The sequence below is a fragment of the Lentzea albidocapillata subsp. violacea genome, assembly GCF_900100275.1.
Classification (GTDB): Bacteria; Actinomycetota; Actinomycetes; order Mycobacteriales; family Pseudonocardiaceae; genus Lentzea; species Lentzea violacea.
Genome location: NZ_FNET01000010.1, coordinates 246,730 through 259,224 on the forward strand (window position 1 = coordinate 246,730; position 12,495 = coordinate 259,224).

Genomic DNA, 12,495 nt, shown 5'->3' on the forward strand with positions numbered 1-12,495 from the left:
GATGTACGACCTGACCGATCCGCTGACCTACATCGGCACCGACGTGAACGCCATGTGGCGATGGTTCCGTGAGAACGAGCCGGTGTACCGGCATCCGGCGGGACCACGCGGGCCCGAGTTCTGGGCCGTGTGCCGCCACGCCGACGTCATGGCGGTCTACCGCGACAACGAGCGGTTCACCTCCGAGCGCGGCAACGTGCTCACGACGTTGTTGCAGGGCGGGGACTCCGCCGCCGGGCGGATGCTCGCGGTCACCGACGGGCACCGCCACCGGGAGATCCGCAAGCTGATGCTCAGGTCCTTCTCCCCGCGGGTCGTGGGACGCATGCGGGACGCGGCCAGGGAACGTACGGCCGGCCTGTTCGCCAGGGCCATGGAGCAGGAGCGGTTCGACTTCGCGACCGAGATCGTCGACCACGTGCCGATCAACACGATGGGCGACCTGATGGGCGTGCCGGACGCGGACCGTGCCCAGCTCGTCGCGTGGAACACGGAGACGCTCGGCAGCCGTGACGGTGGCGGCACGGAGTTCGACGAGATCCTGGCCCGCAACGAGATCCTGCTGTACTTCCAGGACCTCGCCGCGCACCGCAGGCGCACCCCCGGCGAGGATGTGATCAGCGCGCTGGCCACCGGCACCATCGACGGCGAGCCGCTCACCGACGAGGAGATCGTCCTCAACTGCTACAGCCTGATCCTCGGCGGGGACGAGTCGAGCAGGCTGTCCGCGACGGGCGCGCTCGTGGCCCTGGCCGAGCACCCCGAGCAGTGGCGGGCGCTCAAGGACGGCACCGCCGGTCTCGACTCCGCGGTGGAGGAGGTGCTGCGCTGGACCACTCCGGCGATGCATTTCGGCCGCCGCGCGATCGTCGACGTGACGATCGGCGACCAGTTCGTCCGCGCGGGCGACATCGTCACGTTGTGGAACATCTCCGCGAACTTCGACGAGGAGGCGTTCCCCGAGCCCGGCCGGTTCGACCTCGCCCGTACCCCGAACCGGCACCTGACGTTCGGGTACGGCCCGCACTTCTGCATCGGCGCGTTCCTCGGCCGGGCGCACGTCGAGGCGGTGCTGGAGGGGCTGCGCGACCAGGTGGCCGAGTTCCGGCTCGCGGGTGAGCCGCGGCAGATCCACTCGAACTTCGTCTACGGCCACATCAACCTGCCGGTGGAGCTGACTCCCTTGCGGACTAAGGAGAACCTGCGATGACCAACCCGTTCGACGACGAGAACGGCACGTTCCTGGTGCTCGTGAACGACCAGGACCAGTACAGCCTGTGGCCCTCGTTCGCCGAGGTGCCCCACGGCTGGACGGTGTCGCTGGGCGCGAGTCCGCGGGCCGCCGCGCTGGCCCACGTCGAGGAGAACTGGACCGACCTGCGTCCGCTCCGCCTGCGGAGCTGACCCGGTGACCCAGGCGATCGAGGTAACCGGTCTGCGCAAGCGATATCGGGACTCCGAGGCGCTGTGCGGGGTGGACCTCGCGGTGCCCGCCGGCACGGTGCTCGGCCTGCTCGGGCCCAACGGCGCGGGCAAGACCACGACGGTGCGGGTGCTGGCGACGTTGCTGCGGCCGGACGCCGGCACCGCGAAGGTCGCCGGTTTCGACGTGGTACGCAGTCCCCGGGAGGTGCGGGCGCGGATCGGTCTCGCCGGCCAGTACGCGGCCGTCGACGAACTGCTGACCGGTGCCGAGAACCTGGTGCTGCTCGGCAGACTGCTGCACCTGGGCGGACGTGGTGCCCGTCGGCGTGCGGCCGAGCTGCTCGAGCAGTTCGGCCTGACCGGCGCGGCGAACCGGCCGGTGCGGACGTACTCCGGTGGCATGCGCCGCCGCCTCGACATCGCGTCGTGCCTGGTGGTCACGCCCGAGGTGCTGTTCCTCGACGAACCGACCACCGGGCTCGACCCGGCGAGCCGGATCGAGCTGTGGGCGACCGTGCGCGAGCTCGTGCGGGGTGGCGTGACGTTGCTGCTGACCACCCAGTACCTGGAGGAGGCCGACCAGCTCGCCGACCGGGTCGCGGTGATCGCGGGGGGCCGGGTGATCGCGGACGGTACCCCCGACGAGCTCAAGCGCAAGGTGGGAGGCGAACGGCTGGAGGTCGCGGTCGAACCCCGTGATGTCCCAGTGGCTTTGGCGGCTCTCGCACGTTTCGCGGCCGAGCCGCCCGTCGCCGGCGAGGGCGGGAGGATCTCGCTGAAGCTCGCCGGCACGCTCGACGGGATCGCGTCGGCCGCAGCCGCGTTACGGTCCGCCGGGGTGGACGTCACCGACTTCGCGTTGCGGCGTCCCAGCCTCGACGACGTCTTCCTCGACCTGATCGGCCGCCGGGCGTCGGGGTGAGCGGGTGACACGGATCGTGTTCACGGGTCGGGACCTGGTCAGGCTGCGGATGAAGATCAGCCTGGGCCCGGCGGCGGAGACGGTGTTCGCGCTGCGCGACCTGCGCCGCGCGGGCGGAGGCGCGCACGAGGGCTGGCGCGAACGCGTGCACAACCGGCTGCGTGCCGACCCGGCACTGGCACGGTTGCTGCCGCGATCGTCCGACGACGACCTGCTGCACCACGTGGACCGCTCTCGCCGGGCACCGAAGAAGGACACGTCGTCCAGCTCCGACCTGCTGGAGATCTGGCGGATCGCCATCGCGCCCTACTGGGGCCGCATGTTCACCTATCTCGACGCCGAGTGCGATGCCCGGGGCCGGGCGGCGCTCACCGAGGGCGTCGAGTCACTGCTGTCCACTTTGCACCCCCGGATCCGGTGGGATCCTCCCGTGCTCGACGTGCCCGGCGGGCCGGCGGGGGAGGAGATCCGCCTGGACGGCAACGGCCTGGTGCTGAGCCCGTCACTGTTCCTGGTCACCAGGCCCGGCGTCGTGCTCGGCGCCGAACGTCTCAGCGGCCGTCCGGCCCTGGTGTTCGCCGCACCTCCCGACCGCGCGATCTCGGAACGGATCTGGCAGGCACCGCAGCACTCCGGCCGTGCACTGGCCGCCCTCGTCGGCATGACGAGGGCGGCCGCGCTGCGGGTGCTCACCGACACCTGCACCACCGGGCAGCTCGCGGAGCGGCTCGGCATCTCCTGCGCGGGTGCCAGCCAGCACACCGCGGTGCTGCGGCAGAACGGGCTCATCACCACGAGACGTGTCCGCAACACCGCGTTGCACACCGTGACCCCGCTGGGCGCCGCGCTGCTCGGCGGTAACCCGCTCGACGGCGGGCGCTGATCACTCCGGCCACGAGCTGTACCGCCTCCGGCCGTACAGCAACGGCACATGACCATCCTGATGCGTCACGTCGAGAACGGTGCCCATCACGATGACGTGGCTGCCGGCGTGCTCGGTGCGGCTGACCCGGCAGTCCGCGATGGCATGCGCGGCGTCGAGCAGATGCGGCCCGCTCTGACCGTTGTTCCAGCGCACCTGGTCGAACCGCCCCGGCCGCCCGGAGGCGAACAGCTCGGCGGCGGAGCGGGCACCGTCGTGCAGCAGGTTGACCGCGAACGCTCCCCGCCGCACGATCGCCGCCAGCGTCGGACTCCCGGCCCGCAGACAGACCAGCAACATCGGCGGGGAGACACTCAGGCTGCACAACGAAGAGCACGTCATACCCCACGGTCCGCCCTCGTCGTCCGTCGTCGTCACGATCGCGATACCGCTGGGGAACTCCGACATCAGTGCGCGGAACCCGTTCACCGAGACGGTGCCGAGCGCGGTCGTCGAGTCGGTCACAGCACACCGTCCCTGTTCTCCTGGTGGGCTTGCACCGGTGGGCGGCGGCGTAGTTCGGCGCGGTCGAGCACCAGCAGGGCCGGCCCGGTCGTCGCGGTGGTCACCAGTGCCATCACGACGAGCGCAAGGAACATCGGCGCGGTCAGGACTCCCGTGCTGTACCCGATCTGCAGCACGATGAGCTCGGTCAACCCGCGGGTGTTCACCAGTGCGGCCGCCCGCATCGAGTCCCAGGTGGACAGTCCGCCCAGCCGGGCGCCCGCGTAGCCGCCCGCCACCTTGCCCGCGACGCCGAGGACGACGGCCAGCGCCACCAGCGCGACCGGGGTCGCGGCGAACGCCGTGGTGAACACGGTGATCCCGGTAGCGACGAAGAACACGGGTACGGCGTGCCTGCCCACCGCGGTGACCGCGGCGACCGGCTTCTCCCACTCCTTGCCGGTGGGCACGGCGAAACCCGCCAGCACGGCACCGAAGATCGCGGTCATGCCGAAGTGCTCGGCGCCCGCCGCCAGGCCAACGGCCACGCCACCGATCACGATCGCGGCGACGACCGGCCACCGGCCGGAGACGCGGCTCGCGGCGGCGGTGCGTGCCAGCGACCGCATCGACCACGCGGCCACGGTTCCCACCGCCAGCACGAGCGCGGTGCGGACGAACCCGTCCACCCTGCCGGATGTCAGTCCCACCGCGACGGTGAGCAGCAGCCACGAGATCGCGTCGATGACGATCGCGGCGGTCAGCGCGAGCTGCCCGATCCTGGTGCCGGTCATGCCGCGGTCGTCCAGGATCCTGGCCAGCACCGGCACCGCCGTGATCGACAGCGACACCGCGGTCATCAGGACGAAGGCGGGGGCGGAGGCGGTGCCCCGCACCAGCGGGTCACCGGCGAGGAGCACCCACCCCGCCAGCAACGCGCCGGCGACGAGCGCGGGCAGGAGGGCACCCGCCGTCATCCAGCCCAGCGCCGGCGACGTGAACCGGTGGCGCAGCCGCAGTTCGTGCGCGACCCCGACCAGGAACAGCGCCAGCCCCAGCTTCGCGACGACGCCCAGTGCGGACTGGACGTGGGCGGGGAACACGGTGTGGAACACGTCGTTCCCGGCCAGCCAGATCACGGCCGGGCCGGCGAGCAGCCCGGCCGTGATCTCACCGATGACCGCCGGTTGGCGAGCGCGGCCGGCGACGTATCGCCCGCCTGCGGCGATCACCACCGCGACGCCTGCGACGCCCGCGACGTGCAGGACATCCCATGCGGTCAAGGTTCCGTCACCTCCCGTGCAACTGGCGGAGGTATTCGTAGGTGCTGGGCAGGGTGCGAACCAGTTCTTCCTGTTCCTTCTTGACCCTGGCGAACACCGCCTCGGCCGACTCCACCGTCTCCTGGCGGAAACCCAGCGCGGGCAACGGGTGCTCCGGCAGGAAGTCGAGGCCGGAGAACACGCAGTAGTAGTTGGCGTTGCTCCAGAAGTTCCGGAACTCGGCCTCGAAGTTGCCGTAGTAGTTGCCCTCGTCGGTCACCGGCATGTTCACCGCGAGACCCGCCTTGTACATCGCGACCTTCTCGCGGAAGTCGCTCGCGAGCTCCAGTTCCTTGCAGGCACGCCAGAACGGCGTGTCGTCGCGCGGGGCGAAGCTGAAGTGGCCCTGGATGAAGTCCCGCGTGTCGTCGAACATCGTCTCGATCTCGCGGTTGAACTGGTCGAGCAGGATCGGCTCGAAGTTCTTGTCCGGGAAGTGCTTCACCAGCTGGTACAGCGCCGCGTAGACGAAGTAGATGCCGGTGGACTCGAGCGGCTCCAGGAAGCACGAGGACAGCCCGATGCCGACGACGTTCTTCACCCACGCCCGCCGGTTGCGGCCGACGCGGAACTTCACGTGGTTGAGCTTCTGCGTCTCCGGGTCCAGTCCCCACATCCGGCAGAACTCCTCGGTGGCCTCGTCCTGGGAGGCGAACCGGCTGGAGTACACGTAGCCGGTGCCGAACCGGCCGAGCATGGGAATCTTCCACGTCCAGCCGGACGACATCGCGATCGCCGAGGTGTACGGCTCGACCCCGTTCGCCTCGTCGTCGTGCGGCACGGCCGTGGCGACGGCGCGGTCGTTGAGCAGGTGGTCGCTCATGTCCAGGAACGGTTCCTTCATCACCTGGTTGATCAGCAGGCTGCGGAACCCCGAGCAGTCGACGAACAGGTCGGCCTCGAGCCGGCGGCCCGTCTCGGTCCTGATCGCGGTGATGTACCCGCCGTGGTCGACCTCGGCCTCGGTGAACGTGTCCTGGATGTGCACAGCGCCCTGCTTCTCGGTGGCGAAGCGGCGCAGGAAGTCGGCGACCAGGTTGGCGTCGAAGTGCCAGGCGTAGCTGGCCCAGCGGGTGCCGTCGAGATAACGCGGCGACAGGTTCCGGTCGAACACCGGCGGCTGGCGGTAGCAGGCGTAGTCGAACGGCTCGTCCGTCTCGCCGGCCAGCTTCTTGTTCACCCAGTAGTGCGACAGCGGCAGGTTGCCGTGCTCCGGCAGCAGGCCGAAGAGGTGGTCGAAGTGGTCCTTGCGGCCCTCACCGTGCGGTCGCGCGGTGGCCTCGCCCGCTCCGGGAGTGCGCCAGTTGATGAACCTGATGCCCATCTTGAAACTGGCGTTGCACTCGCGCATCCACTCCTCCTCGGACAGGCCGAGGAAGTCGAAGAACACCTTGTGCAGATTGGGAATGGTGGCCTCGCCGACGCCGATCTTCGGAATGGCGGGCGCTTCCAGCACCGTGATGTTCACGGCCGGTCCGAGTGCCTTGCCGAGATAGGACGCGCTCATCCATCCCGCTGTTCCGCCACCGAGAACGACGATGTTCCTGATTTGGTTGCCTGTCATCGCTACAAAGCTCCAAGTCGGTTACCACTCGTGTGCGTGGAAGATCATTTGACGAGCACGTGGCCGTCATTCGGCCGATAGCGCCGGGAATCTCGCAGATCGCGCAGCGAGAAACTGCGCTGCAGCCAGCGGTCCCGTCCGTCGTAGCGGGGGACGAACGCCGTACGGCCGTGCAGCGAGATGCGGTTGTCCACCACCGCCATGTCGCCGGGCGCGAGGCAGAACGTCACCGACGTTGCCTCCAGCGCCGCTTCGAGCTCCCGCAGTGCCTTGCCGGCGGCGTCGTGCAACGGGGTCGTCGCGGCGAAGTCGACCACGATGTCCGGGTCCTCCGGATCGCCGCCGCACACCGCGTGCGGCTCGGTGGCTTCACCTCCGCCGAACGACGGGGGTGGCGCGGTGACGAAGTCGGCGCGGAACAGCGACTCCCGGCACTCGGTGCTGAGCTGCGGAAATGCGCGGCGGATGCTGGCGATGCGCAGTCCGGCCACACGTTCGTGGTCGGCCCGCAGGCACAGCAGGAGCACGTAGTCGGGCCGGTGCGGGTGAAAGGCGTTCTCGTTGTGGAACGACAGCATCACCGAGCCCTCGTTGCCCTGGAAGCTCTCGCTGCCGGGTACCGGCACCACGTCCTGCACGAGCGCGCCGGACTTCTCGGCGAGGAACGCCACCGGGTCGCCGAGGCCGCTCGTGAACAGCGACAGCAGCGCGGCGGGCACGGTTGCCTCGCGCTGTACGGAACCGCTGTGCGCCGGCGTATCGGGAATCAGCAGCTCGTCCACCGGTAATGCCTGGACCAGCAACGCCCCGGACTCACCGGAATCGCGGCGGAACCGAGCGATGCGTTTGCGGACCGAAGCCGGAACGTCGTGCCAGAAATCGCTCGACGCGGTCGTCCACGCGGGTGAGCCGACCTCGTCGCCGGCGACCGCAAGAAAGTCGTTGGCGACCTGTTCCATGGCTTTCGTCTCGATTGATCCCAACGTGAAAACGTCGGGCGGACCCTCGGCGTCAAAGAGAGCGGGCATCCATTTCCCCCCACTGAACAACAGGCGATGCGACGCGCTTTCGAGCCTAGGTTTCACCATCTCCACTGACCACCTGCTTAAGTGCAGGATGAAAGTCCCTGGTCAGCGCTACCCCCGTGGAACCCGCGTTGACACGTCGTCCTGCCATCTGTCAGTCTCGTCTTACAGGTGGAGGGTGGCTCGGACAGTGGCTGGTGAGGGGATGGCAGGCGTGCGCAAGCGTGCACTGATCGTGCGGGTGGCCGGCTGGAGTGCCGGCAACCCCTGGAAAGCGATCATCGGATGGATCCTGTTCGTGGTGCTGTGCGTCATGGCCGGCAGCTTCGCCGGCGGCAAGGACGCGACCAGCGCGGACTTCCGGGTCGGTGAGGCCGGCCGGATGGAGCAGATTGCCGACGACGGGGGTCTCGCGCCGGCCGCGATCGAGAAGGTGCTGATCACGGCACGGTCCGGGTCCCTGGACCGCGCTGCCGCCGACCGGGCGGCCGCGGACGTCAGCGCGCGGATGCGGGTGCTGCCCGAGGTGTCGTCCGTGGCCGAGCCGGTGGTCTCACCGAACGGTCAGGCGGTGATGGTCAAGGTCACCATGAAGGGCGACCAGCGGTACGCGAGCCAGTTCGTGGAGCCACTGCAGGCGCAGACGGCCGAGGTGCAGAAGGCGAATCCGGACCTGGTCGTCGAGGAGACCGGCAAGGGTTCGACCGGCAAGGGACTCTCGGACCAGCGGTCGGCGGACCTCGCGCTGTCCGAGGGGATCACGCTGCCGATCACGTTGCTGATCCTGTTCATCGTCTTCGGCTCGCTGCTCGCGGCCGGCGTGCCGGTGCTGCTCGCCATCACCTCGATCGCGGGTGCCAGCGGGTTGTACGGCCTCGCGTCCTACCTGTTCCCGGACGCGGGCGTGGGCAGCCAGGTGATCGTGATGATGGGGATGGCGGTCGGCGTCGACTACGCCCTGTTCTATCTCAAGCGAGAACGGGAGGAACGCGAGGCGTCCGGCGGCAGGATCAGCACGACGGCGGCCATCGAGCTCGCGGCGGCCACGTCCGGCCGGGCGATCGTGATGTCGGGCCTCGCCGTGATCCTCTCCACGGCGTGCCTGTTCCTGGCCGACGACGTGATCTTCTCATCGCTGGCGGCCGGCACGATCATCGTCATCGCGGTGGCGGTGGTGAGCTCGCTGACCGTGTTGCCGGCGCTGCTCGCGAAGCTCGGCAACCGGGTCGACAAGCAGGTGCGGTTCCTGCGGCGGCGGTCCGACGCGGGTGCGCAGGGCCGGCTGTGGGAGAAGTTGCTGCGTCCGGCGATGCGCAAGCCCGGCCTGACGCTGCTGGTGTCGCTGCTGTTCATGCTGCTGCTGTCGCTGCCCGCGCTGGGGTTGAAGCTCGGCGTGCCCGGCAACGACACGTACTCGCGGAGCGTCCCGGCGCTGCAGGTCGCCGACCGCGTCTCGGAGGCGTTCCCGACCGAGCGGGCGAACAACGCGATCGCGGTGCGCTCGGCCTCGGCGTCGTCCGCCGACATCCGCACGGCACTGGAAAGCCTGGCGGACAAGGCAAGCGCGGACCCGTTGTTCGCGGGCAACGACAATCCCGAGATCAAGCTCTCCGCGGACGGGCACACGGGCACGCTCGACCTCGGCACGCCGAACAAGGTCAGCTCGCCGGAGGCGGCCCAGGCACTGGACCGGCTGCGTGCCGACCTGGTGCCGCAGGCGTTCGCCGGGCTGCCGGGAGCCGAGTACGCGGTGTCCGGAGACGTCGCGCAGAACAGGGACTACGTCACGCACCAGAACGGGAAGCTTCCCCTGGTGCTGGGATTCGTGCTGCTGGTGACGTTCCTGATGACCGCGATCGCGTTGCGTTCGCTGGTGATCGCCTTCATCGGCACGCTGCTCACCGTGCTGTCCGCGGCGGGTGCGTTCGGCGCGCTGGTGCTGGTGTTCCAGGGCACCTGGGCCGAAGGCCTGCTCGGGTTCTCGTCCGTCGGGTTCATCGGGTCGCGTGTGCCGCTGTTCCTGGTCGTGATCCTGTTCGGCCTGTCGATCGACTACCAGATCTTCGTGGTCAGCCGGATCAGGGAGGCGGTCCAGCAAGGTGCGTCCACGCGGGAGGCCGTCACGCGGGGCATCGTCACGTCGGCGAGCGTCGTCACGAGCGCGGCCGTGGTCATGGTGTCGGTGTTCGTGGCCTTCATGTTCCTGCACCTGCTGGAGATGAAGCAGACGGGCTTCGCGCTCGCGGTCGGTGTGCTCCTGGACGCGGTGATCGTGCGGATCCTCATCCTGCCCGCGATCCTCGCCCTGCTCGGCCGATCGAGCTGGTGGCCGTCCCGTCCGTGGCCGTCGGTCACGAGCGGACCGCGGCCCTCCGGCGCGACGGACCAGACGGTGGTGAACCAGCCGATCCGGTGAACCAGGAACGCCGGATCGGAAGCGAGCGGTGCCCCGGGGTCAACCCCCGATCCATGGGGCACCGCGCCCGGCGCTTCCTACGGGTATAGGAATCGTATAAGCCCCGCTGACAAAGTTGGCCCCCGTCCGGCACATCGCACATCAGGGGGCTGCCATGACCACCACCAACCAGACATCCAATGTGGACGAAGGCGTGCGCGAGAAGATCAAGGCGATCGTCTGCGAGATCCTGGAGATCGAACCGGGTGAGATGACAGGCACGAGCCTGTTCAAGGAGGACCACGAGGCCGACTCCATGGGCGCCATCGAGATCCTCTCCTCCCTCGAGCGGGTCTTCGGCGTCGACATCGACCAGAGCGAGCTGGCCCGCATGGTCAACCTGGACGGTGTCGTCGCGGTGGTCCAGGAAGCGTCGGCGGCGAAGTGACCCGCTCCAGATAACCGGGAGGGGGACACAATGGACGACGCACGACGCAAGGTCGTGATCACCGGTCTCGGCATCGTCTCCAGCATCGGCATCGGCGCCAAGGAGTTCTCGGAGGGCCTGCGGTCCGGCCGCAGCGGCGTCAAGCCGATCACCTCGTTCGAGACCGAGGGGTACGCCCACGCCAACGGCTGCGAGATCACCGACTTCACGGCCGGGGACTGGGTGGTGGGCACCGACCCCTCGACCATGGGCCGCACCAGCCAGTTCGCCGCCGCTGCCGCACGTATGGCGGTCGGCGACGCGGGGCTGCCGTTCGACGAGTTACGCGGCCGCCGCTGCCTTGTCTCCGTCGGCACGACCGACGGCGAGTCGCGGGACCTCGACCAGCTGGCCGTCGATCAGCTCCGTGACGGACCGGAGCACCTCGACGAGCTGCTCGCCCGCCGGTCGCCGGCTTCGCGCCTGGCCACCAGCATCGTGCGCGAGCTCGCGCTCACCGACGTCGAGCCGGTCACCATCCCGACGGCGTGCGCGGCCGGCAACTACGCGATCGGGCACGGCATCGACGCGATTCGCGCCGGTGACGCCGACGTGGTGCTGGCCGGTGGAGTGGACGCGTTGTGCCGCAAGACCTATGCCGGGTTCTACCGGCTCGGCGCGATGGCGCCCGAGGTGTGCCAGCCGTTCGACCGGCACCGCAAGGGCATCCTCGTCGGCGAGGGCGCCGGCATCCTGCTGATGGAGAGCCTGGAGTCGGCACTCGCCCGCGGCGCGCGCATCTACGCCGAGGTGCTCGGGTACGGCCTCAACTGCGACGCGCTCAGCCCGGTGCACCCGGACCAGAACACGCTCGCGCGATGCATGGAGCTGGCGCTGCACAACGCCGGCGTGAAGCCCGAGGACATCGACTTCATCTCCGCGCACGGCACCGGTACCAGGGCCAACGACATGACCGAGGTCGGCGCCATCCGGCAGGCGTTCGCGGGTACCCCGCCGCCCACCGTGTCGATCAAGAGCATGCTCGGCCACGCGATGGGCGCGGCCAGCGCGCTCGGTGCGGCGGCGTGCGCGCTGGCGATCACCGAGGGGTTCATCCCGCCGACGATCAACCATCGGGAGACCGACCCCGAGTGCGATGTGGACTGCGTTCCCAACGAGGTCCGCTACGCCGAGGTGAACGTGGTGCAGAACAACTCGCTCGCGTTCGGCGGGAACAACGCCGTTACCGTGCTCGGCCGGTGCGAAGCGGGTGGGTGATGGTTCCGCTGCTCCGCCGTCCGTCCACATCGGAGGGTGCGACGCGGGTGCTGCTGCTGCACGGACTCGGCTGCAAGACCACGGTCTGGGACTCGCTCGTGGACAGGATGCCGCCGACGGCCGAGCTGTGGGAGGTCGAGCTCCCGTGGCACGGCATCGACAGCGGTGACTGGAGCCATATCGGCGACCAGATCGAGCCGGTGGTGTGCGCGGTGGAGGCCCAGCCAGGATTCGACGCCGTCGTCGCGCACTCGTTCTCGGCGGCGCTGCTGCTGGAGGCGTACTGCACCGGCAAGCTCGCACCACGCCCCTCGGTCCTGGTGAGCGCGTTCTACCGGCCGCGCCCCAGGGACTTCACGTGGCACACGATCTCGCACTACCTCAACGACTTCCACCGGATCTTCGCCGAGGCGCTGCGCGTCGGCGAGGCGTCCAGGTACGCGGAACGGCAGCGGATGGCGCTGGCGGTCAGCATCCGGGACCAGGTAGGCCCGTATGGCTGGATGCGGTTCTTCGAGTCGTACCTGCGGACACCGTTCCTCGACCTCTCCGGCGTCACCGCGCCCCAGCTCGTGCTGACCGGTGACTCCGACATCGCGGCCGATCCCTCCGACGGCCGGGCGCTGGCGGACGGCCTGCCCGACGGCAGGTTCGAGCTGATCGAGCAGTGCGGTCACTTCCCGATGCTGGAACAGCCAGAGTTCTTCGCCCGTGCCGTTTCCGACTTCTTCGACGCGGCCATGCTGCCGACCACCCGAGCCAGGAGTTGAC

The 12,495-nt window shown here is 69.4% G+C and carries 12 protein-coding genes; 8 read left to right on the forward strand and 4 right to left on the reverse strand.

Annotation, left to right across the window (positions count from 1 at the left end; translation table 11 throughout):
• Position 1: 1 nt before the first annotated feature.
• Genes BLR21_RS23360 through BLR21_RS23375 form a run of 4 tightly spaced genes read left to right on the forward strand, consistent with a single transcriptional unit; the run spans position 2 to position 3,230 of the window.
• Positions 2 to 1,210, forward strand: coding sequence for a cytochrome P450 (locus BLR21_RS23360; protein WP_090008216.1), 1,209 nt, complete (start codon positions 2 to 4; stop codon positions 1,208 to 1,210).
• Positions 1,207 to 1,404, forward strand: coding sequence for an MbtH family protein (locus BLR21_RS23365; RefSeq protein WP_090008218.1), 198 nt, complete (start codon positions 1,207 to 1,209; stop codon positions 1,402 to 1,404). The genes BLR21_RS23360 and BLR21_RS23365 overlap by 4 nt, the downstream gene beginning before the upstream one ends.
• A 4-nt stretch (positions 1,405 to 1,408) precedes the next feature.
• Positions 1,409 to 2,347: an ATP-binding cassette domain-containing protein gene (locus tag BLR21_RS23370; RefSeq protein ID WP_090008220.1), complete on the forward strand. Its 939-nt coding sequence runs from the start codon at positions 1,409 to 1,411 to the stop codon at positions 2,345 to 2,347.
• Positions 2,348 to 2,351: 4 nt separating this feature from the next.
• Entirely contained in the window at positions 2,352 to 3,230 is an 879-nt protein-coding gene (locus BLR21_RS23375; RefSeq protein WP_090008222.1) for an ArsR/SmtB family transcription factor, read from the forward strand.
• Here BLR21_RS23375 and BLR21_RS23380 read toward each other — a convergent pair whose 3' ends face one another.
• From BLR21_RS23380 to BLR21_RS23395, 4 genes are read right to left on the reverse strand one after another with little or no spacing between them, the layout of a single operon-like run.
• Positions 3,231 to 3,734: a flavin reductase family protein gene (locus BLR21_RS23380; protein WP_256334883.1), complete on the reverse strand. Its 504-nt coding sequence runs from the start codon at positions 3,732 to 3,734 to the stop codon at positions 3,231 to 3,233. It abuts the gene before it with no gap.
• Positions 3,731 to 4,996 carry a cation:proton antiporter gene (locus BLR21_RS23385; RefSeq protein ID WP_090008224.1) on the reverse strand — a complete coding sequence of 422 codons (1,266 nt, stop codon included), beginning with the start codon at positions 4,994 to 4,996 and terminating at the stop codon, positions 3,731 to 3,733. The genes BLR21_RS23380 and BLR21_RS23385 overlap by 4 nt, the downstream gene beginning before the upstream one ends.
• 7 nt (positions 4,997 to 5,003) lie before the next feature.
• The gene (locus BLR21_RS23390; protein ID WP_090008226.1) at positions 5,004 to 6,599 is read right to left on the reverse strand and encodes a tryptophan halogenase family protein; all 1,596 of its coding nucleotides are present in this window, start codon (positions 6,597 to 6,599) and stop codon (positions 5,004 to 5,006) included.
• Positions 6,600 to 6,643: 44 nt separating this feature from the next.
• On the reverse strand, positions 6,644 to 7,558 hold the full coding sequence (locus BLR21_RS23395) for a TauD/TfdA family dioxygenase (RefSeq protein WP_256334884.1): 915 nt from the start codon (positions 7,556 to 7,558) through the stop codon (positions 6,644 to 6,646).
• A 280-nt stretch (positions 7,559 to 7,838) separates the two neighbouring features.
• On the opposite strand from BLR21_RS23395, the gene BLR21_RS23400 reads away from it, so the two are divergent.
• From BLR21_RS23400 to BLR21_RS23415, 4 genes are all read left to right on the forward strand, one after another.
• Entirely contained in the window at positions 7,839 to 10,040 is a 2,202-nt protein-coding gene (locus BLR21_RS23400) for an MMPL family transporter (protein ID WP_218130941.1), read from the forward strand.
• A 154-nt stretch (positions 10,041 to 10,194) separates the two neighbouring features.
• The gene (locus tag BLR21_RS23405; protein ID WP_090008231.1) at positions 10,195 to 10,467 is read left to right on the forward strand and encodes an acyl carrier protein; all 273 of its coding nucleotides are present in this window, start codon (positions 10,195 to 10,197) and stop codon (positions 10,465 to 10,467) included.
• A gap of 30 nt (positions 10,468 to 10,497) precedes the next feature.
• Complete coding sequence (locus BLR21_RS23410) at positions 10,498 to 11,724, forward strand: beta-ketoacyl-[acyl-carrier-protein] synthase family protein (protein ID WP_090008233.1); 1,227 nt, start codon at positions 10,498 to 10,500, stop codon at positions 11,722 to 11,724.
• Positions 11,724 to 12,494 (forward strand): alpha/beta fold hydrolase, encoded by a 771-nt coding sequence (locus BLR21_RS23415; protein WP_090008369.1) that lies wholly within the window; start codon positions 11,724 to 11,726, stop codon positions 12,492 to 12,494. The genes BLR21_RS23410 and BLR21_RS23415 overlap by 1 nt, the downstream gene beginning before the upstream one ends.
• The last annotated feature ends 1 nt before the right edge of the window (position 12,495 follow it).